This window comes from Rhodopseudomonas sp. P1, from assembly GCF_039642825.1.
GTDB classification, from domain to species: domain Bacteria; phylum Pseudomonadota; class Alphaproteobacteria; order Rhizobiales; family Xanthobacteraceae; genus Rhodopseudomonas; species Rhodopseudomonas palustris_H.
The window spans coordinates 4,513,585-4,531,200 of record NZ_CP088006.1; the positions used below are offsets into that span (position 1 = coordinate 4,513,585).

At 62.6% G+C, this 17,616-nt stretch carries 19 protein-coding genes and 2 tRNA genes; 7 read left to right on the forward strand and 14 right to left on the reverse strand.

The features are described from left to right. Positions 1–27: 27 nt before the first annotated feature. Both LRC39_RS20795 and LRC39_RS20800 read right to left on the reverse strand, forming a co-directional pair. Positions 28–1,170: a glycosyltransferase gene (locus LRC39_RS20795; RefSeq protein ID WP_430624906.1), complete on the reverse strand. Its 1,143-nt coding sequence runs from the start codon at positions 1,168–1,170 to the stop codon at positions 28–30. Between the two features lie 194 nt (positions 1,171–1,364). Further along, positions 1,365–2,369 (reverse strand): GDP-mannose 4,6-dehydratase, encoded by a 1,005-nt coding sequence (locus LRC39_RS20800; protein ID WP_346295513.1) that lies wholly within the window; start codon positions 2,367–2,369, stop codon positions 1,365–1,367. A gap of 285 nt (positions 2,370–2,654) precedes the next feature. On the opposite strand from LRC39_RS20800, the gene LRC39_RS20805 reads away from it, so the two are divergent. Continuing rightward, a complete protein-coding gene (locus LRC39_RS20805) occupies positions 2,655–2,978 on the forward strand; it encodes a hypothetical protein (RefSeq protein WP_346295514.1) in 324 nt (107 codons plus the stop codon). A 33-nt stretch (positions 2,979–3,011) separates the two neighbouring features. On the opposite strand, the gene LRC39_RS20810 is transcribed toward LRC39_RS20805, so the two are convergent. From LRC39_RS20810 to msrA, 3 genes are all read right to left on the reverse strand, one after another. Then, entirely contained in the window at positions 3,012–3,257 is a 246-nt protein-coding gene (locus LRC39_RS20810; RefSeq protein WP_107345744.1) for a hypothetical protein, read from the reverse strand. A gap of 231 nt (positions 3,258–3,488) precedes the next feature. Then, positions 3,489–3,905, reverse strand: a complete 417-nt coding sequence (gene msrB / locus LRC39_RS20815) for a peptide-methionine (R)-S-oxide reductase MsrB (protein WP_346295515.1) — start codon at positions 3,903–3,905, stop codon at positions 3,489–3,491. A 29-nt stretch (positions 3,906–3,934) separates the two neighbouring features. After that, the gene (gene msrA / locus LRC39_RS20820; RefSeq protein WP_346295516.1) at positions 3,935–4,645 is read right to left on the reverse strand and encodes a peptide-methionine (S)-S-oxide reductase MsrA; all 711 of its coding nucleotides are present in this window, start codon (positions 4,643–4,645) and stop codon (positions 3,935–3,937) included. A 298-nt stretch (positions 4,646–4,943) separates the two neighbouring features. Here msrA and LRC39_RS20825 point away from each other — a divergent pair. The 4 genes from LRC39_RS20825 to LRC39_RS20840 all read left to right on the forward strand — a co-directional run bounded on the left by LRC39_RS20825 (position 4,944) and on the right by LRC39_RS20840 (position 9,815). Continuing rightward, positions 4,944–5,018: transfer RNA gene (locus LRC39_RS20825), tRNA-OTHER, on the forward strand. A 175-nt stretch (positions 5,019–5,193) separates the two neighbouring features. Further along, positions 5,194–8,523 (forward strand): carbamoyl-phosphate synthase large subunit, encoded by a 3,330-nt coding sequence (carB, locus tag LRC39_RS20830; protein ID WP_346295517.1) that lies wholly within the window; start codon positions 5,194–5,196, stop codon positions 8,521–8,523. Positions 8,524–8,746: 223 nt separating this feature from the next. Next, positions 8,747–9,223, forward strand: coding sequence for a transcription elongation factor GreA (gene greA / locus LRC39_RS20835; protein ID WP_011159607.1), 477 nt, complete (start codon positions 8,747–8,749; stop codon positions 9,221–9,223). Positions 9,224–9,404: 181 nt separating this feature from the next. Continuing rightward, positions 9,405–9,815: a DoxX family protein gene (locus LRC39_RS20840; protein WP_346295518.1), complete on the forward strand. Its 411-nt coding sequence runs from the start codon at positions 9,405–9,407 to the stop codon at positions 9,813–9,815. A 36-nt stretch (positions 9,816–9,851) separates the two neighbouring features. Here the strand turns inward: LRC39_RS20840 and LRC39_RS20845 are convergent, their stop codons facing one another. Next, positions 9,852–10,334 (reverse strand): Lrp/AsnC family transcriptional regulator, encoded by a 483-nt coding sequence (locus LRC39_RS20845; protein WP_011159609.1) that lies wholly within the window; start codon positions 10,332–10,334, stop codon positions 9,852–9,854. Positions 10,335–10,590: 256 nt separating this feature from the next. On the opposite strand from LRC39_RS20845, the gene trxB reads away from it, so the two are divergent. Continuing rightward, entirely contained in the window at positions 10,591–11,556 is a 966-nt protein-coding gene (trxB, locus tag LRC39_RS20850) for a thioredoxin-disulfide reductase (RefSeq protein WP_107356737.1), read from the forward strand. Positions 11,557–11,564: 8 nt separating this feature from the next. Next, positions 11,565–12,488, forward strand: a complete 924-nt coding sequence (locus LRC39_RS20855; RefSeq protein WP_012497402.1) for a LysR family transcriptional regulator — start codon at positions 11,565–11,567, stop codon at positions 12,486–12,488. Between the two features lie 316 nt (positions 12,489–12,804). Here the strand turns inward: LRC39_RS20855 and LRC39_RS20860 are convergent, their stop codons facing one another. From LRC39_RS20860 to LRC39_RS20895, 8 genes are all read right to left on the reverse strand, one after another. Beyond that, positions 12,805–13,479 carry a ParA family protein gene (locus tag LRC39_RS20860; RefSeq protein WP_107356738.1) on the reverse strand — a complete coding sequence of 225 codons (675 nt, stop codon included), beginning with the start codon at positions 13,477–13,479 and terminating at the stop codon, positions 12,805–12,807. Positions 13,480–13,689: 210 nt separating this feature from the next. Continuing rightward, complete coding sequence (locus LRC39_RS20865; RefSeq protein ID WP_346295519.1) at positions 13,690–14,067, reverse strand: hypothetical protein; 378 nt, start codon at positions 14,065–14,067, stop codon at positions 13,690–13,692. Positions 14,068–14,160: 93 nt separating this feature from the next. Then, complete coding sequence (locus tag LRC39_RS20870; RefSeq protein ID WP_346295520.1) at positions 14,161–14,493, reverse strand: hypothetical protein; 333 nt, start codon at positions 14,491–14,493, stop codon at positions 14,161–14,163. Positions 14,494–14,648: 155 nt separating this feature from the next. Beyond that, positions 14,649–14,879 carry a hypothetical protein gene (locus tag LRC39_RS20875; protein WP_107356741.1) on the reverse strand — a complete coding sequence of 77 codons (231 nt, stop codon included), beginning with the start codon at positions 14,877–14,879 and terminating at the stop codon, positions 14,649–14,651. Positions 14,880–15,101: 222 nt separating this feature from the next. Further along, positions 15,102–15,914 carry a Flp pilus assembly protein CpaB gene (gene cpaB, locus LRC39_RS20880; protein ID WP_346295521.1) on the reverse strand — a complete coding sequence of 271 codons (813 nt, stop codon included), beginning with the start codon at positions 15,912–15,914 and terminating at the stop codon, positions 15,102–15,104. A 235-nt stretch (positions 15,915–16,149) separates the two neighbouring features. Then, positions 16,150–16,226: transfer RNA gene (locus tag LRC39_RS20885), tRNA-His, on the reverse strand. A 175-nt stretch (positions 16,227–16,401) separates the two neighbouring features. Further along, positions 16,402–16,833, reverse strand: coding sequence for a phasin (locus tag LRC39_RS20890; RefSeq protein WP_011159672.1), 432 nt, complete (start codon positions 16,831–16,833; stop codon positions 16,402–16,404). Positions 16,834–17,057: 224 nt separating this feature from the next. Further along, positions 17,058–17,441: a phasin gene (locus tag LRC39_RS20895; protein WP_107345756.1), complete on the reverse strand. Its 384-nt coding sequence runs from the start codon at positions 17,439–17,441 to the stop codon at positions 17,058–17,060. Positions 17,442–17,616 lie beyond the last annotated feature (175 nt).

Here is a 17,616-nt window from a genome sequence, read left to right on the forward strand (position 1 = left end):
AAATTCTACAGCAAGCCACGGCCTCGATCACGTGCTGGAAGATGCAGATCCATCGGCAGGTCCGCGAAAACCACCGACCACCTCCTCGTAGAGCGCCTTGTAAGCCTGAGCCATCTCACGCGCGGTGAACAATTGTTCGTAACGCCGTCGAGCCTTTTCTCCCATTTGATAGGCGAGCTCGGGCGCCACACCGAGACGCCCCATAGCCTCCGCCAGCGCGGCCGGATGAGCTGGGGGAGCCACCAAGCCAGTTTCCTTGTGAATGTTCACAAACGTTGTCCCAGTTCCAATTTCGCACGAGATCATGGGCTTTCCGGCACGCGCCGCCTCGATCAACGCGATGCCAAAGGCCTCAGAGCGCAAATGGGACGGAAGGACCAGAGCCCGGCTCAACGACAACAGCGCCTCTTTGTCTTCATCACTCACCGCGCCGACGAACACCACGTTCGGCGGAACATCAGTCAAGCGGCTCTCGCCGCCACCGACCACCACGACAGGTAAACCACTTATTCGCGCTGCTTCCATGAGAAATGGCAGCCCTTTATAATAACGAAGCGCGCCCACAAATAGGAAAAAATCCTCACCAACCCGATCGCGCCAGGATCGGATCAAAGACGCGTCCGGCGGCACTCGGTCGGCGACCCCGATCGGAATGACCATGGTTTTGTGCGCAAATTTCCGGAGCGCGATGCTGGTTGAGGCGTATTGCGGCGACGTTGCAACAATCCTGTCGACCGAGTTCAAGAAACGCTGTTGAAGCGGCTTATAGAGCCATCCCAGAACTCGCTGTTTGACGACATCTGAGTGATAGGTAACGATCGTGGGCGCTCTGCGCGTCGCTGTCAGATGCAGCAGGTCGGCCACAGGCCATGGAAAGTGATAGTGAACAAGATCGACATCCTTAATCAGTGCATTGAAGCGACTGAAGACTGACAGGGACAGTCCCGTTGATGCAATGAACAAATCCTGTTTCGCTTGGTGGGTGATGTGGCTCCCAGTAAGTATCGGGCGGTCGCCGGGTGTATCCGACAGGCAGAGGACTTGGGTATCTACACCGCTTCCCTGTAGTTGCTCAGCAATTTCATAGATGACCCGCGGAACCCCCGTGCAATTGTCGGGCAGATAAGTCTTGTAAACGTGGAGTATCCTCAGTCTGGACGAAGAGAGCAAACCTAGGCTCCTTAACACGTGGACGGTATAGAATTGGCACCGGTGAGACTTCTTGGATCTCGGTCCAGCATCAACCGTGTATGGGGTGGCATTTGCCGTTGCGAGAGTCTTCTCTGTAGAGGCGAGGTTGCCATGCCAGGGAGCGGAAAACTACAGGCTGCAATCATTTAGGCGAGGCATCCACCAGGGACAGTCTATTTGCGTTCGAGATGCCTCGATTGCAGCTCGCTGTCAGCGAGACGCCGAATTCCATCCGCCATCAAGACCCGAGCTTTCCACCGGAGGTTGGATGCAGCCTTACTGGGGTCTCCCGCGCTATGCGTGATTTCATTGGGTCGGAAGAGGGACTGATCAATTTCGACGTATTGCCGCCAATCCAGCCCAAAATAAGCAAATGCCTCGCAAACAAAACTTTCCAAAGTATTGGTCTGCCCGGTGGCGATCACATAGTCATCAGGAGTGTCTGCTTGCAGCATTAGGTGCATCGCTTCGATGTACTCAGCAGCCCAGCCAAAATCACGAGTGACAGCCAGATTGCCCAGACGCAAGCAATCGATCTTTCTTTCAGCAATGTCCGCAGCCCCAGCGATAATCTTCCGCGTGACAAAGCGACGGGGCCTCAATGCCGAGTCATGATTGAAAAGAATCCCTGAGCAGGCAAATAGGTTATAGGCTTGGCGATAATTAGCGACTGTCCAGAAGGCGGCAGCCTTCCCTACTCCGTAGGGGCTACGAGGATTGAACGGTGTCAATTCATTAGCGTGAGCGACAGTGTTACCAAAGCACTCGCTGGAGCAAGCATTGTAGAGGCGCGAACCGAGTTTCAGTATCCGGATTGTTTCCAGGATGTTCAGCGGTCCGAAGATCGATGAATCAAGAGTTTCGACAGGTTGATCGAAGGACAGCCCCACCGATGATTGGCCCGCCAGATTGTAGATTTCGTCTGGCAGGCACTCCGACACAACTTGCAGGATACTGCGAAAATCCGTCAAACTTGCCGAGTACAATTTCACCTTATCGCGAATTCCTAGTGCAACAAGATTCCTGAAGGAAGTCACTTCCTTGTCACGGGAAGTCCCTAGCACCTCGTACCCCAGCTCAATCAAGTGCCGGGCGAGAAGCGAGCCATCTTGGCCGGATATCCCGAAAATCAACGCCCTTTTCATAAGTACAAGACCACTGAGGTTGCAGAGATCCACCCCCGCATCTGGAGCAGAATCGCCCTTTTAGAATAGATATCCGCTTGCAGGAACCCTCCCCGGCGATAGCTTAGGAAGCTTGCTTGCGAAGGAAACAGAGGTCGCGCTGCGCGACGTCTCCTCCCATCGGACAAGCGACCTCGACAATCCCGGCTGGCGTATGCCAGAGAGAATCGAGCGCCTGGCGTCGCTAGCGGCGAGCACCGCAGGGGCATTAATTATAATGCCCCGCAAGGAGACAGAGTCATTCGGTATCATAACCTCCTAATGCCATTCATCGCTGGGGTGACTAGTCTCGCCCTCACCGGCTGCTCCTCGATTCTCGAGGCGTTGCCGGATGGCGGCGACAAGGCGCCGAAGGCGGCGGTGATGGCGGTTGATCTGAAGAAGGTCGGCGATGAAGCCAAGCTGCCGCAGCCTTGGGAGATCGCCGGTCCGATCGAGGCCGATCCGGTCACCGTCACGCCGTGGATCGTCTGCCTGCGCAGCAAGGCACCGGATCAGGCGCGGCAAACCTACGCGCTGTTTTACAAGAGCGGCAAGCTCGAGACCTATCGGTTTGCCGCCATCGTCGATCGCTGCGACACGCAGAGCTTCAGGGCGTTCTAGACCAGGTCCGGTGCTGTCGCGGACCTGTTGCGATCACGACGCCCGGCGCTGCAGCGGATATTCGTCGCTCTCGTAAAGCGTGCGGATGCCCTTGTGGTCGAAGCGGGCTTCGTCGACCTGCAGATAGGCGCCGTTCAGGCAATCCGCCGGCAACTCCTCGATCGCGTAGCGCACCGCTTCGGCCGCCCTGCTGAAGCGGCGATAGGCAACGCCGGTCCGGCGTTTCTTGCGGATCGCTGCGGGAAACAGTTCGGCGGCGGTATCGTAGCTGAACGCCATGGTGGAAGTGGCCTCCTGAATAGGGTGATGGCCACACGGAAGCGATCTTGATCGGCACCGGCGGCTTCAATTCCGACCCCCTTCATATAGGCACGATGCGCGGATTTGCGACTCAAGGTCGCCACGATTGCGCTATCCGAATGAATTCGCTTCGCTTTTGTGAACTGCACAAACAAGAAGCGGGCGCCAAGGACGCCCGCTTCGCTGATGATCGTACGCAATTGCGACCCGCTATTTCGGCTGGAGCTTCAGAGCCGCCGAATTGATGCAGTAGCGCAGCCCGGTCGGCCCGGGGCCGTCGGGAAATACGTGGCCGAGATGGCCGCTGCAGCGTGAGCACAGCACCTCGGTGCGGATCATGCCGTGGCTCACGTCGCGCTCCTCGTCGATCACGCCCGTCGCCGCCGGCGCAGTGAAGCTCGGCCAGCCGCAGCCGGAATCGAACTTGGTATCGGACTCGAACAGCGTCTGACCGCAGCCGGCGCACACATAGGTGCCAGGGCGCGTCTCGTATTCATACTCTCCGGTGTACGGCCGCTCGGTCGCCTTCTCGCGCAGCACGGCGTACTGCATCGGCGTCAGCTCCTTGCGCCACTCGGCTTCGCTTTTCTGAACCTTGCCGAGCGTGGTGGTCTTGGTGTCGGACATCGTTCCTCCTGAACCGTCGAACCCCGCCGTCAGTTAGTGGCCTTGACGCTGCTCACCAGCGTCGGCTTGTCGAGATACTCCGTCGGAAACAGCTTCTTCAGGGCCTCGATCTTCGGCAGGTCGTTGTAGGCAATATAGGGCTGGCTGGGGTGCAGCGTCAGGTAGTCCTGGTGGTAGGCCTCCGCGGCATAAAATCCCTTCAGCGGCCCGACCTTGGTGACGATCGGCGCGCCGTACACCTTGGCGGCGTCGAGCTGCGCAATATAGGCGTCGGCAATCCGCTTCTGCTCGTCGCTGGTGGTGAAGATCGCCGAGCGATATTGCGGCCCGGTGTCGGGGCCCTGGCGATCGAGCTGCGTCGGATCATGCGCGACCGAGAAATAGATCTGCAGCAGCTTGCCGTAGGAGATCCGCTTCGGATCATATTTGACCTCGACTGCCTCCGCATGCCCCGTCGTACCGGTCGAGACCAGCGGATAGCTCGCGCTCGCCTTGCTACCGCCGGCATAGCCCGACAGCGCATTGACCACGCCCGCCGTGTGCTGGAACACGCCCTGCACGCCCCAGAAGCAGCCGCCGGCGAATACGGCGGTCTGAATCCCGCCGCCCTCTTTGGCGTCGAGCTGCGGCGGCGGAATCACCACCGGCTCCTCGGCCGCCCGAGACGGTCCGAGAGCGGACCACGCCAGCGCCCCCACAGCGGCGGCGCAGAGAGTAAGACGACCAAATGAAGCGCGCATGAGCTGTCCTCGCGAGGTTGAGGCCGAAGCCGGCCTGGCTGTTGCGCTCAAGATACGGGGCTGGCGCCGGCCTGTTACGCAGGCACGGACACGAGTTCGTGACTGCCAGCCCGCACCAGAAGGGAAGGCCGCGACGCCGCGAGCCCGCGACAGTTCGGTATTTTTGCACCGCGCCGCCGCCCGCAACGGCGAATGCCCGCCGCCAATCCTAAATGACCGAAGCCCAAAGGCCGCATTGCATTAAGGATAGCCGCGCTCCGGGCTGGATCACCCCTTCGTGAAGTGCCAAGATGCGCTCGGCCCGGTGGCGGAAGATTAACGCGGGGGCGGTGCAACGCTCTTTTTCCTGGTTCAAGTCCAGGCTGGGCCTCCAGATCTTGCCGAAATTGCCGGTTGACGGGCGACTCGAAGGCCTTTCGCCGCCCGGGAAACTGGTCTAAGACACCTCCCGCGCGCCTGGGACGGCCCGGCGCTTGAAGACCTGAGGGACGCGCGGCTGCGCGCCCTTTTTTTGTGCCCGCGATTTCCGCCCGCGTCAGCGAGATTTGATGCCCAAACGAACCGACATCTCCACCATCCTCATCATCGGGGCCGGTCCCATCGTGATCGGCCAGGCCTGCGAATTCGACTATTCCGGCACGCAGGCGGTCAAGGCGCTGAAGCAGGAGGGCTATCGGGTCGTCCTGGTCAACTCCAATCCGGCGACGATCATGACCGATCCGGAGCTGGCGGACGCGACCTATATCGAGCCGATCACCCCTGAGATCGTCGCCAAGATCATCGAAAAGGAGCGCTACGTCATCCCCGGCGGCTTCGCGCTGCTGCCGACGATGGGCGGCCAGACCGCGCTGAACTGCGCGCTGTCGTTGCGCAAGCTCGGGACGCTGGAGAAATTCGACGTCGAGATGATCGGCGCCACCGCCGACGCCATCGACAAGGCCGAGGACCGCGAGCGGTTCCGCGAGGCGATGACCAAGATCGGGCTCGAAACCCCGAACTCGCGCCAGGTGAAGAGCCTACCCGACGCGCTGCGCGCGCTCGACGAGATCGGCTTCCCGGCGCTGATCCGGCCATCGTTCACGATGGGCGGCACCGGCGGCGGCATCGCCTACACCAAAGCCGAGTTCATCGAGATCGTCGAGCGCGGTATCGACGCCTCCCCGACCAACGAGGTTCTGATCGAAGAATCGATCCTCGGCTGGAAGGAATACGAGATGGAGGTCGTGCGCGATAAGCACGACAACTGCATCATCGTCTGCTCGATCGAGAATCTCGACCCGATGGGCGTGCACACCGGCGATTCGATCACCGTGGCGCCGGCGCTGACCCTGACCGACAAAGAATACCAGATCATGCGCGACGCCTCGCTGGCGGTGCTGCGCGAGATTGGGGTGGAGACCGGCGGCTCCAACGTGCAGTTCGCGGTCAACCCGGATGACGGCCGGCTGGTCGTGATCGAAATGAACCCGCGGGTGTCGCGTTCGTCGGCGCTGGCGTCGAAAGCCACCGGCTTCCCGATCGCCAAGGTCGCCGCCAAGCTGGCGGTCGGCTATTCGCTCGACGAGATCGCCAACGACATCACCGGCGGCGCAACGCCGGCGTCGTTCGAGCCGACGATCGACTATGTCGTCACCAAGATTCCGCGGTTCGCCTTCGAGAAATTCCCCGGCGCCTCCGCCAACCTGACCACCGCGATGAAGTCGGTCGGCGAGGTGATGGCGATCGGCCGCACCTTCCAGGAGAGCCTGCAGAAGGCGCTCCGCGGCCTCGAGAGCGGCCTCACCGGTCTCGACGAGATCGAGATCGAAGGTCTCGGCCGCGGCGACGACAAGAACGCGATTCGCGCGGCGCTCGGCACCCCGACGCCGAGCCGGCTGCTGCAGGTCGCGCAGGCGATGCGCCTCGGCTGGTCGGACGAAGAAATCTTCAACTCCTGCAAGATCGACCCCTGGTTCCTGGCGCAGCTCCGCGGCATCGTCGACATGGAGGCCCGGGTCCGCGACGCGGGCCTGCCGGATCACTCATTCGGCATGCGCACCCTGAAGGCGATGGGCTTCTCCGACGCCCGCCTCGCCGTGCTGGCCAACACCACCGAGGCCGAGGTCAAGGACAAGCGCCGTGCGCTCGGCGTCCGCCCGGTGTTCAAGCGCATCGACACCTGCGCGGCGGAGTTCGCCTCGCCGACCGCCTACATGTATTCGACCTACGAGGCGCCGTTCGCCGGCCCCGCGTCGGACGAAAGCCGGCCGTCGGACAAACAGAAGGTGATCATCCTCGGCGGCGGTCCGAACCGGATCGGCCAGGGCATCGAGTTCGATTACTGCTGCTGCCATGCCTGCTTCGCGCTGCATGACGCCGGCTACGAATCGATCATGGTCAACTGCAACCCGGAAACGGTGTCGACCGACTATGACACCGCGGACCGACTCTATTTCGAGCCGCTGACGGCCGAAGACGTGCTCGAGATCATCGACACCGAGCGCTCCAACGGCACGCTGCGCGGCGTGATCGTACAGTTCGGCGGCCAGACGCCGCTGAAGCTGGCGCGCGCCCTTGAAGCGGCCGACGTGCCGATCCTCGGCACCTCCCCGGACGCGATCGACCTCGCCGAGGATCGCGATCGCTTCAAGCGCATCCTCGACAAGCTGCGGCTGAAGCAGCCGAAGAACGGCATCGCCTACTCGGTCGAACAGGCTCGCCTGGTCGCGGCCGAACTCGGCCTGCCGCTGGTAGTGCGTCCGTCTTACGTGCTCGGCGGCCGCGCCATGCAGATCATCCGCGAGGACAATCAGCTCAGCGACTATCTGCTCGGCACCCTGCCCGAGCTGGTGCCGGGCGACGTCAAGGCACGCTATCCGAACGACAAGACCGGGCAGATCAACACCGTGCTCGGCACTAACCCACTGCTGTTCGACCGCTATCTGTCGGACGCAACGGAAGTCGACGTGGACTGCCTGTCGGACGGCAAAGACACCTTCATCGTCGGCATCATGGAGCACATCGAAGAGGCCGGCATTCACTCCGGCGACTCCGCCTGCTCGCTGCCGCCGCACTCGCTCAGCGCCGAAACCATCGCCGAGCTGGAACGCCAGACCCGTGAGCTGGCGCTGGGCCTCGACGTCGTCGGCCTGATGAATGTGCAGTACGCCATCAAGGACGGCGAGATCTACGTGCTGGAGGTCAATCCGCGCGCATCCCGTACCGTGCCGTTCGTCGCCAAGGTGATCGGCATGCCGGTCGCCAAGCTCGCGGCGCGAATCATGGCCGGCGAGAAGATCGCCGACCTCGGCCTGAAGAAGCGCACGCTTGACCATGTCGGCGTCAAGGAATCGGTGTTCCCGTTCGCGCGCTTCCCAGGTGTCGACACCGTGCTCGGCCCGGAGATGCGCTCGACCGGCGAAGTGATGGGGCTCGATCGTTCATTCGAGGTTGCCTTCGCCAAGAGCCAGCTCGGCGGGGGCACCCGCGTGCCGCGCAAGGGCACCGTCTTCGTGTCGGTCCGCGAAAGCGACAAGGCGCGGATCCTCGACGCCGTGAAGCTGCTGCACTCGGTCGGCTTCAGGGTGATCGCCACCTCCGGGACCCAGCGCTATCTGGCGGATCACGGCGTGCCGGCGGAGAAGATCAACAAGGTGCTGGAAGGCCGTCCGCACATCGTCGACGCCATCATGAACGGCGAAGTGCAACTGGTGTTCAACACCACCGAGGGGCCGCAGGCGCTGGCCGACAGCCGGTCGCTGCGGCGCGCTGCCCTCTTGCATAAAGTTCCCTATTACACCACTCTTTCGGGCGCGGTGGCCGCCGCAAAGGGCATCCGGGCCTATTTGGATGGGGACCTTGAGGTCCGGACCCTGCAGAGCTACTTTTCCGAAAGCTGATCGTCGCCCGGCCCGAGCGGCCGGCTATCGACTGACAGGCCGTCAGGCCGGGGAACCCGCCCGCATTGGAATTGTTCTCTCCGGCGTTTGCCGGACAGCTCTGGTGCCGTTTTGAACCGACTTCGGACGCCGCACAGGCGCGGCGCCGCCGTAAACACCCGACGACGTTGCGGGCGAGCAGGGTTCGGCGATCCGCAACGTATTCTTGAAGGATGAAGAGACGATGGTCGAAAAGATACCGATGACTGCGAGCGGGTACGCCGCACTTTCGGACGAGTTGAAGCATCGCCAGTCGGTGGACCGTCCGCGCATCATCGAGCATATCGCCGAAGCGCGCTCCCATGGCGACCTCTCGGAAAACGCCGAATATCACGCGGCCAAGGAAGAGCAGTCCCATAACGAGGGCCGGATCAACGAACTCGAGGACAAGCTGGCGCGCGCGGACATCATCGACGTCAGCAAACTGTCGGGCGACACCGTCAAGTTCGGCGCCACCGTCACCTTGATCGACGAGGACACCGAGAAGAAGGCGGTGTGGCAGATCGTCGGTGAGGCCGAAGCCGACGCCAAGAAGGGCAAGATCTCGATCACCTCGCCGCTGGCGCGGGCGCTGATCGGCAAGAAAGCTGGCTCCTCGGTCGAAGTGGTCGCCCCCGGCGGCGCCAAGGCTTACGAGATCGCCAAGGTCGAGTGGCGCTGACCAGCGCACACCGCCAACGAAACGAAAAAGCCGCGCTTTGCCGCGGCTTTTTTGTTGCCCGAACTCCCGCGGCTCACGGTTAATTCAGTCGCTGGTGCCATGGTGTTGCGGCAAGGTTCTGGACGATCGGCGGCATTGTTGCTCGGCCGCGACTGCCGCACCTCGAAAATCAGGATCGTCCATGAATCAGTCGTTCGCGCGCTTGCAGCCGTTTGCCCTGAGCCTGCTCCGCTTCATCACCGGTTTGCTGCTGTTTCAATACGGCGTGGCCAAGCTGTTCAAATTTCCCGCTGTGCCGATGTTCGCCAAGGTCGAGCTGTTTTCGCTGTATGGCGCGGCGGGCAGCCTGGAGCTGATCCTCGGCGCGCTGCTGATGCTCGGCCTGTTCACTCGCCCTGTCGCCTTCATCCTGTCGGGCGAGATGGCGTTCGCGTATTTCCTCGGCCACGTCTTCAAGGGCGCAACGCCGGTCTGGCTGCCTCTCCTGAACGGCGGCAGCCTGGCGATCGCGATGTGCTTCACGTGCTTGTACTTGGCCACGACGGGCGGCGGACCGATCAGCCTCGATCGTATCCTGCGGCGCGATCGCTGACACTGCAGCAGCGCTGAAACGATCGCGGCGGCGGCCTCAGGTCGTCGCCGCCTTTAGCTCCAGCGGCACCGCGGCGGCGTATTTCGAATTGCGCAGCACCAGGGAGGTGCGGACGTTGCGGACGTGCGGGGCGGCGGTGAGATGGGCGACAAAATTCTGGAACGTCGCCATGTCGGGCGCGACGCATTTCAGGATGAAGTCGACTTCGCCCGACAGCATCCAGCACTCGCGTACCAGCGGCTCGTTGCGGACGAATTCCTCAAACCCGCGCAGGTCGGCCTCGGCCTGGCTCGACAAATGCACCGAGGCGAACACCGTGACGTCGAAACCGAGATGCGCCGGATCGAGCAGCCCGCGATAGCCGAGGATGTAGCCCTCTTCCTCCAGCGTCCGCACCCGCCGCAGACACGGCGGCGGCGAAATCCCGACCCGTTTGGCCAGTTCGACATTGGTGATTCGGCCGTCGTCCTGAATTTCCTGCAGGATCTTGAGGTCGATCTGGTCGAGGCTCTTGGTCACGCTGGTGCTATTCCCGCAAGGCGGATTCGGCTTAGAAACAGCCTCTCTTAGCGCACCCCGCGAAATTTGGGTAATTTTATTTCGCGATGCTCACAGCTCGTTTTCCAATCTTGGTGGGAAATCCTGCACGGAGGTATTGCAAATCTTGCATAGCTCGCCAAATAACATAGACTTCTGTCTGATCTTCCGCCCATTGGCGATGCCCCAGCCAGGCCTTTCCCTGCGTCGCGCCGCCCTCAGTTTCGGGGACTGATTCATGCCGAGTCCGGTTCAAGCCAAGGTCGTGATCATTGGATCCGGGCCCGCCGGTTATACCGCCGCGATCTACGCCTCTCGCGCGATGCTGGAGCCAATCTTGATCCAGGGCATGCAGCCCGGCGGTCAGCTCACCATCACCACCGACGTCGAAAACTACCCCGGCTTCGCCGATGTGATCCAAGGCCCGTGGCTGATGGAGCAGATGGAGAAGCAGGCGCTGCATGTCGGCACCCGGATCAAGACCGACCTTGTGGTCGATCTCGACCTCAGCCAGCGGCCGTTCCGGCTGACCTGCGACAGCGGCGACGTCTATCTGGCCGACACGCTGATCCTCGCCACCGGCGCTCAGGCGCGCTGGCTCGGTATTCCGTCTGAACAGACCTACAAGGGCTTCGGCGTCTCGGCCTGCGCCACCTGCGACGGCTTCTTCTATCGCGGCAAGGATGTCGTGGTGATCGGCGGCGGCAACACCGCGGTCGAGGAAGCGCTGTTCCTGACCAACTTCGCCGCCAGCGTCACCATCGTGCACCGGCGCGACCACTTCCGTGCCGAACGCATCCTGCAGGACCGGCTGTTCAAGCATCCGAAGATCAAGGTGATCTGGGACGTCGCGGTCGACGAGATCTGCGGCGCCGAGAACCCCACCAAGGTCACCCATGTGCGCCTGAAGAACGTCAAGAGCGGCACGACCAGCGAGGTCAAGGCCGACGGCGTGTTCATCGCGATCGGTCATGCGCCGGCGACGGAGCTGTTCAAAGACCAGATCAAGCTCAAACCGTCCGGTTATGTCGAGGTCGCGGCGAATTCGACCGCAACCTCGGTACCTGGCGTGTTCGCCGCCGGCGACGTCGCCGACGAGACCTACCGCCAAGCCGTCACCGCAGCCGGAATGGGCTGCATGGCGGCTCTCGAAGCCGAACGCTTCCTGGCGCTGCGCGCCGGCGACCGCCAAGCGGCCGAATAACTCTCTGGATGGCGCGACACCGCGACGGGTTCACCGATATGGACTGGGATAAGCTGAAGGTCTTTCACGCCGCTGCCGAAGCGGGGAGTTTCACCCATGCCGGCGAGCAGCTCGGGCTGTCGCAGTCGGCGGTGTCGCGGCAGGTCAGCGCGCTGGAGCAGGAGCTCTCGGTGTCGCTGTTTCACCGCCACGCCCGCGGCCTGATCCTCACCGAACAGGGCGATCTGCTGTTCCGCACCGCGCATGACGTGTTCATGCAGCTGCAGGCGGCACGCGCCAAGCTCACCGACAGCCGCGAGCGGCCGAGTGGCGACCTCAAGGTCACCACGACGCCCGGGCTCGGCATTCACTGGCTGGTACCGCGGCTCGGCGAATTCACCGCGCTGTACCCCGAGATCCGGATCTCGCTGATCGTCACCGACGAAGAGCTCGACCTGTCGATGCGCGAGGCCGACGTCGCGATCCGCACCCGCAAGCCGACCCAACCCGACCTGATCCAGCGCAAGCTGTTCTCGATCGGCTTCCACGCCTATTGCTCGCCGGAATACATCAAGAACTTCGGCACGCCGCGGACGCTGGAGGATCTCGACAATCACCGGCTGATCATGCTGAGCGACAGCCAGGTGCCGCCGCATCTGCAAAACCGGAGTTGGCTGATCGAAGCCGGACGCAACGGCATGGGTCCGCGCGAGCCCTACTTCAAGGTCAACAACATCCTCGGCCTGGTGCGCGCCTGCCAGCAGGGTCTCGGCATCGCAGCGCTGCCGGATTACCTGATCGAGGACACCAACCGTCTGGTGCAGTTGTTCGGCGAGGAAGATTCAATCCAGCTCGACACGTACTTCGTCTATCCGGAAGAATTGAAGACGGTGGCACGGGTGCAGGTGTTCCGCGACTTCGTGGTCAACAAGGCGCAACGCTGGCCGGGCTGATTTGTCGCTCCCGGGGCTCCGCATGTCTGACATGCGGGGGGCCCGCTTGCCGGGCCGTCGGATCGCGGATCAAATCGTTCTCACGTTGAGGGGTCGCGCTGCATCAAGTCCCCCTCCTCCAGTGGCGCGGCGGCTCAGCTATCCCTCTTGGAAGGTGATTGTGTCGGCCTATCAGGCCAAAGACCTTAGACCGGGCTCTTCGTGGGCCCGGTTTTTTTCTGCGCAATCATCTCTCCGCGCGCACGCGGCGATCGGTCGCAACGCCTCATGAAAAAACGCGCGGGTGGCCGCGCGCTGCAGTCGTGTTGGTCTGCGATCAGGCCGCTTGCTTGTGCATGCCGGAATTTCCGGCCCCGCGGATTGCCTTCACCGAGCGTTCGATCGCCGCCCAGAGCCGGTTGATCTCGTAAGCCGCGCGGCCTTCGGCGGCGTATTCGCGGGCGCCCTGGCCTTCACCGAGCGCCATCAGAAGATCGGCACGATTGGTGATCTGCCCGCCCCAGACCGGAGCCTTGAACTTGGCCAGCGCATCGCGCGCGATGGTGACGATCCGGCTTTCGACCTCGTCACGCAGCGCCGGGGCGCCGTTGAGCACCACCGCGTAGGGCTTGCGGTGCGAGCGGCAGGTCTGGATCGTATCCTGCACCGCGTTGACGTCGAACACGCCGGGCCGCGCCGGAATGATCACCATCGTGGCGTTGCGGATCGCATCGTCGACCACGGCGGACAGGTTCGGCGGCGTATCAACGAATATCCATTCGATGCCATCGCGCTTGGCGGCGGCCACGATATCGGTGATCGACCGCGTTGCGGTCCGCAGCGGCGGCTCGTTGGTACCGCGAAGCTTGTGCCACAGCGTCAGCGAGCCCTGCGGATCGGCATCGATCAGCAGACACGGACGCGAGGCTTTATGGACCTGTGCAGCCAAGTGAGCAGCCAGGGTACTTTTTCCCGAGCCGCCTTTACGCGAAGCAAAAACGATGACGTTCATACCCTGGCCTCCCGATTGACCTTGGCGGCAAAGTGAATCAGCTCGTTGATTCGTGAAAGATAAAATTGCAGGCAGTGATCATCGCCTCGCCAGATTGTAGCGATCGGCTGGTTTTTGAGTCACACCAGTTCCGGGATTGACGCAGCGCACAGGCTCTCATTGAGTCCCGAAGACGGTTTTTGAATAGCGGCTTGATGACAACGCTGCTGATCAGGCCGCTTTCTTGGCGGATGTATCAGAGCCCGCCGCGTGCTGATCAGCATCGAACGGCTTAGTATCCGCACCGCGGCCGCGTTGCCGCTCCAGCCATTTGCGCTCGATCCAGTTCAGCGTCCGTGCGGTCGGCTTCTCCAGCGCCGGCACATCCTGGGCGATCAGCACCATGCCGAGCGGCAGCATCCATAGCCCCAGAACAGGCAGGAAGCTCAGCATGCCGCCGCCAACCAGGGCGACGCCGAGGGGCAGCCGAACGTACTTTGATGACGGCCGCCGCAGCCAACCGACGAAATGCGCCGGCCGGGGTGGTAGCTTGGACTCGAACCACTGCAGATGGCGGTCGAGTTCGGCGCGGTGATCGATGTCTGTCACAAAGCTCTCCTCAGGCGCGAGATATGCGCGTCGATTTCGGCACCAACGCGGCAAGCTGTCGCGCAGATCCCGGAACCGCGGAGGCTTTGTCAGTTACTGCCGCTCGCGCTTGTGAGGTTTGCGGGGCTTGAGGCTGGTTGGTTTGCGGCGCACGGCCTCGTTTGTCTGCATCGCCACCGGCGTCGGCCCGAACTGTGCGCGGCAGGCGGGTGTGAGCTGCGCTTTGTTCTGCACCATGCAGACGGTGATCCGGTCGACGTCCGGAACGAACGCACCGCACAACCGCATCGCGTCGCCCGTACACGCCTGCTGCTGCTCGGCGGTGTAGGCCAGCGCCGCACCTGCAATCAATGACAGACCAAAGCTGGCGGCCAGTACAAGACCATGACGTCGAACGCGCGGCGAGATCGAATGGGTCGAGATCATGGACGGCCCCCTGCTGTGCTGACGTTCCCCCGCAGGCGTTCGGCCGCCTTGTTGTTATTTGGCTGATTGGCGGAGTGTGCGTGAGACGCGAGGAATTCGCAAGCAGCGCGCGAGCCGGCTCTGCGCGACAAGGCCGGACGCTAAGAGGCTGGACGCTAAGCTTCGTTGGCGCCGACGCCGCGTTGGTCCAAAGCGGTTTGCCCCGCCACGGTGAGACGATAATGACGCTGCCCGGCCGGATCGCCGGAATGACTGACGGCCACCAGGCCATCCGAAACCAGCCGGTCGAGTTCGAGCCGCTGGCCTGCATTGAGGTCGCGGCCGGCTGTCCGGGCCACATCCACCAACACGGCGATCGCCTGATCGCTCAATTCCCGGTCGGTCATGCCGGCTCCCCGCGCTTTGTTTCGCTTCAAGCAACGTGACCGTCCGCCATTCCGTTCCGAACAGAAGACCGCAACGCGATGGCGACCGCCCGCTCAGCAAGCGGCCGGCCGGGGGACGATCTCGGCAGGTGGTTTTGGGCTAATTCAGTCGCCGCGCAGCGCCGGCAAGGCGGGACGGTCCACCTTGGTAGGCTCACCGCCTCGTGGAGGTTCTTGGAAGGCTCACCGGCGTTCGCAGAGAGGCGCGCAGCTGTAGAGCTCTTTGTCCGTGCCTTTGTACACGGTGATCTGCTTGTCGCCTTGATCCGATGCCTCGGCCACAAGCCGGGCATCCGCCATGCTGCGCAGCGCGAGCGACAGCGTGCCGGACTGCCGGGCCCGTGTCAGCACCTCGGCTTGATCGCCTGTGAGCTCGAGGGTCGCCGTCTTGCCGATCACGTTATTCTGCCCTTCCCGCTCCTTGGGCAGCTGGTCGATCGCGAGCACGCGCACATTGGTCAGGATCGTCGTCGACGTCACCGTGTCCTTGGCGCCGGGAATGTCGGAGCTCTTGTCACGCTTGGTCAGGATCACGTCGACTTTGTCGTTGGGAAGAATGAAGCCGCCGGCGCTGGTTTCCGGCGAAATCTCCGTCGAGACGGCGCGCATGCCGGTCGGCAGGATCGCCGCCATGAAGCCGGAGCCATTAGGCTTCACCAGTTTGACTTCGCGGATCGGCTCGCCGGCAACGAAGGGCGAGCGCGCGATTGTCCCGGCCAGAAAGGCTTCGGTGTTGGGCATCTTGTCGCGGCGGAGAAAGTGCTCGCTGGCGCTGTCGGCCGGCCAGCTCTGCCAGCGGACATCCGAAGGGGTGACGAGCTGTCCAAGCGCGATATTCGATTTCGCGACGAGAACATCGACGGTCTGCAGCTGGGGAGTCGGCTCCGCGACCTGGCGGGGTCGCTCCGAGTCCGAACTGCTCGCCAGGAACGCGGCAGCAGCGCCGGCGGCGAGAGCAATGCCCAAAACGACAATGCGCGGCTTACTCAGGCGCATCCGCAAACTCCGGTTACTAAACTCAACGCAACTTGTCGCAATCTTAGGTCGAGGCGCATCAAGATAGAGTTAAGGTGAATACGAAGAATCTCCCCGAAACGGTATTATGGGAGTGCGCGCACAGCCGCGGGCCTGCACACGCCGTCTTGGACGCAGGCGCCAAGCGCGTTGGGCCCGCTCGACGATTTTTCGGCGGCTGTTCGGCTGATCGATCTGAAAAGAGAGATTTTAGGAGTGGTACAGTTGGGTGGGCTCGAACCACCGACCTCCTGTTCCACAGACAGGCGCTCTAACCAACTGAGCTACAACTGCATCCGGCGCGGCCGAGGTGGCCCGCGAACGGGCGGAAACTAGGTGCAACGCCGCGCTTTGGCAAGTCCGTGATCGGCTGCAAAACCAATGTCGGGGGTGCTGTCGACAACAACCTTCCAACGACAAAGCCCGGGCGCATGGCCCGGGCCCTGAAAACGTTGAAAACCGGGCCGGATCAGGCGGCCGGCTTGAAGATCTTCGAAGCGTTGGCCTTGATCGGCTCGACCGTCTCGGCGGCGACCTTCTGGGTCAGCTCGGTGAGTTCTTTGGTCTGCGCGGTCAGCGTCTCGATCTGCTTCTTGGCGTGGGAGGTCCACAATTCCATCACGTCCGGCAGGGTCTTGGCGCCGATCAGGCTCTGCGCGAAGTCGAAGCTGGCGCTGGTGTTGGTCTTCACGAAGTCGAACACCTTGGTCGAATAATCGGTCGCGCCCTTGCTGGCCGAGGTGAAAACCGCCTCGATGGTGCCGTTCTGGGTCTCGGCGACGTCCTTCAGCTTGGCGTAGCTTTCGCGGGCCTGCGACACGCCCTTTTCGGCGAAGGCGCGGACCTGCTCCGGAAGCTGGAACGGCAGCACGGTGGAAAACGGATCGCTCGAGTCGGCCATAGGGGCATCCTTCGCTGGTGGGGCAAATCGAAGTGACCCGCGCGAGCGGCCTGCGCAATCTTCAGGCTGGACGCCGAGCCGGGACGACCGAGGCCGTCCATTCGTTACAAAATACCACAGAAATTGTGCAATGCAACATAGAATTGCATTGCACTGCCACATTTCGCGCCATGGGCGTGGTGGGCGGGGCCGGTGCCCCGCCGGGCCGATTAGGACGTAAAGGCTCAGCTCTTCGGCTTGGCCACGTCCTGAGCCGCCTTGGTGACGACTTGGCCGAGCTCGCTGGCCTGCTCGGCGAGCGCTTTCATCTGCGACTGAACGTATTCGGTGTGCACCCGCATCACGTCGCCAAGGTCCTTGGCGTGGACGAGCTGCTGGGCGTAGTCGAGCGCCGCATGAACGTTGCGCTCGGCGAAGCTGACGGCGCGGCCGGTGATCTCTTTGGCATTGGCTCGGGCGGCGGCGCCGCGATCTTCGATGGTGGCGGCAGTCTGCTGGGCGCTGGACAGCATGTGCTCGAACGCCTTGCGGGCCTGATCGAACCCGGCCTCGGCCATCGAGCGCATTTCCTTGGGAATCTCGAACCGATCACGCTCTTCCTGATCCATCGTCAGCTCCTTCCGCCTGTTACGCCGCTGCTCGACCCGGCGCCGAAGACCTTACCGACCTATCGCATCGCCGGTGTGACCGGCGGATGTCGACTAGCGCATCGTGACCGATCGTCATGGTTTTGCAACCTTCCAACGCGATCAGGGCTTTCCAGGTCCTCAGGCGTGGCCAAAT

Excerpts from the sequence above, each read along its gene's own strand:
- LRC39_RS20810 (WP_107345744.1), bottom strand. The coding sequence starts at position 3,257 with ATGGCGTTCAGCTACGATACCGCCGCCGAACTGTTTCCCGCAGCGATC.
- msrB (WP_346295515.1), bottom strand. The coding sequence starts at position 3,905 with ATGTCCGACACCAAGACCACCACGCTCGGCAAGGTTCAGAAAAGCGAA.
- msrA (WP_346295516.1), bottom strand. The coding sequence starts at position 4,645 with ATGCGCGCTTCATTTGGTCGTCTTACTCTCTGCGCCGCCGCTGTGGGG.
- carB (WP_346295517.1), top strand. The coding sequence starts at position 5,194 with ATGCCCAAACGAACCGACATCTCCACCATCCTCATCATCGGGGCCGGT.
- greA (WP_011159607.1), top strand. The coding sequence starts at position 8,747 with ATGGTCGAAAAGATACCGATGACTGCGAGCGGGTACGCCGCACTTTCG.
- LRC39_RS20840 (WP_346295518.1), top strand. The coding sequence starts at position 9,405 with ATGAATCAGTCGTTCGCGCGCTTGCAGCCGTTTGCCCTGAGCCTGCTC.
- trxB (WP_107356737.1), top strand. The coding sequence starts at position 10,591 with ATGCCGAGTCCGGTTCAAGCCAAGGTCGTGATCATTGGATCCGGGCCC.
- LRC39_RS20855 (WP_012497402.1), top strand. The coding sequence starts at position 11,565 with ATGGCGCGACACCGCGACGGGTTCACCGATATGGACTGGGATAAGCTG.
- LRC39_RS20860 (WP_107356738.1), bottom strand. The coding sequence starts at position 13,479 with ATGAACGTCATCGTTTTTGCTTCGCGTAAAGGCGGCTCGGGAAAAAGT.
- LRC39_RS20870 (WP_346295520.1), bottom strand. The coding sequence starts at position 14,493 with ATGATCTCGACCCATTCGATCTCGCCGCGCGTTCGACGTCATGGTCTT.
- LRC39_RS20875 (WP_107356741.1), bottom strand. The coding sequence starts at position 14,879 with ATGACCGACCGGGAATTGAGCGATCAGGCGATCGCCGTGTTGGTGGAT.
- cpaB (WP_346295521.1), bottom strand. The coding sequence starts at position 15,914 with ATGCGCCTGAGTAAGCCGCGCATTGTCGTTTTGGGCATTGCTCTCGCC.
- LRC39_RS20890 (WP_011159672.1), bottom strand. The coding sequence starts at position 16,833 with ATGGCCGACTCGAGCGATCCGTTTTCCACCGTGCTGCCGTTCCAGCTT.
- LRC39_RS20895 (WP_107345756.1), bottom strand. The coding sequence starts at position 17,441 with ATGGATCAGGAAGAGCGTGATCGGTTCGAGATTCCCAAGGAAATGCGC.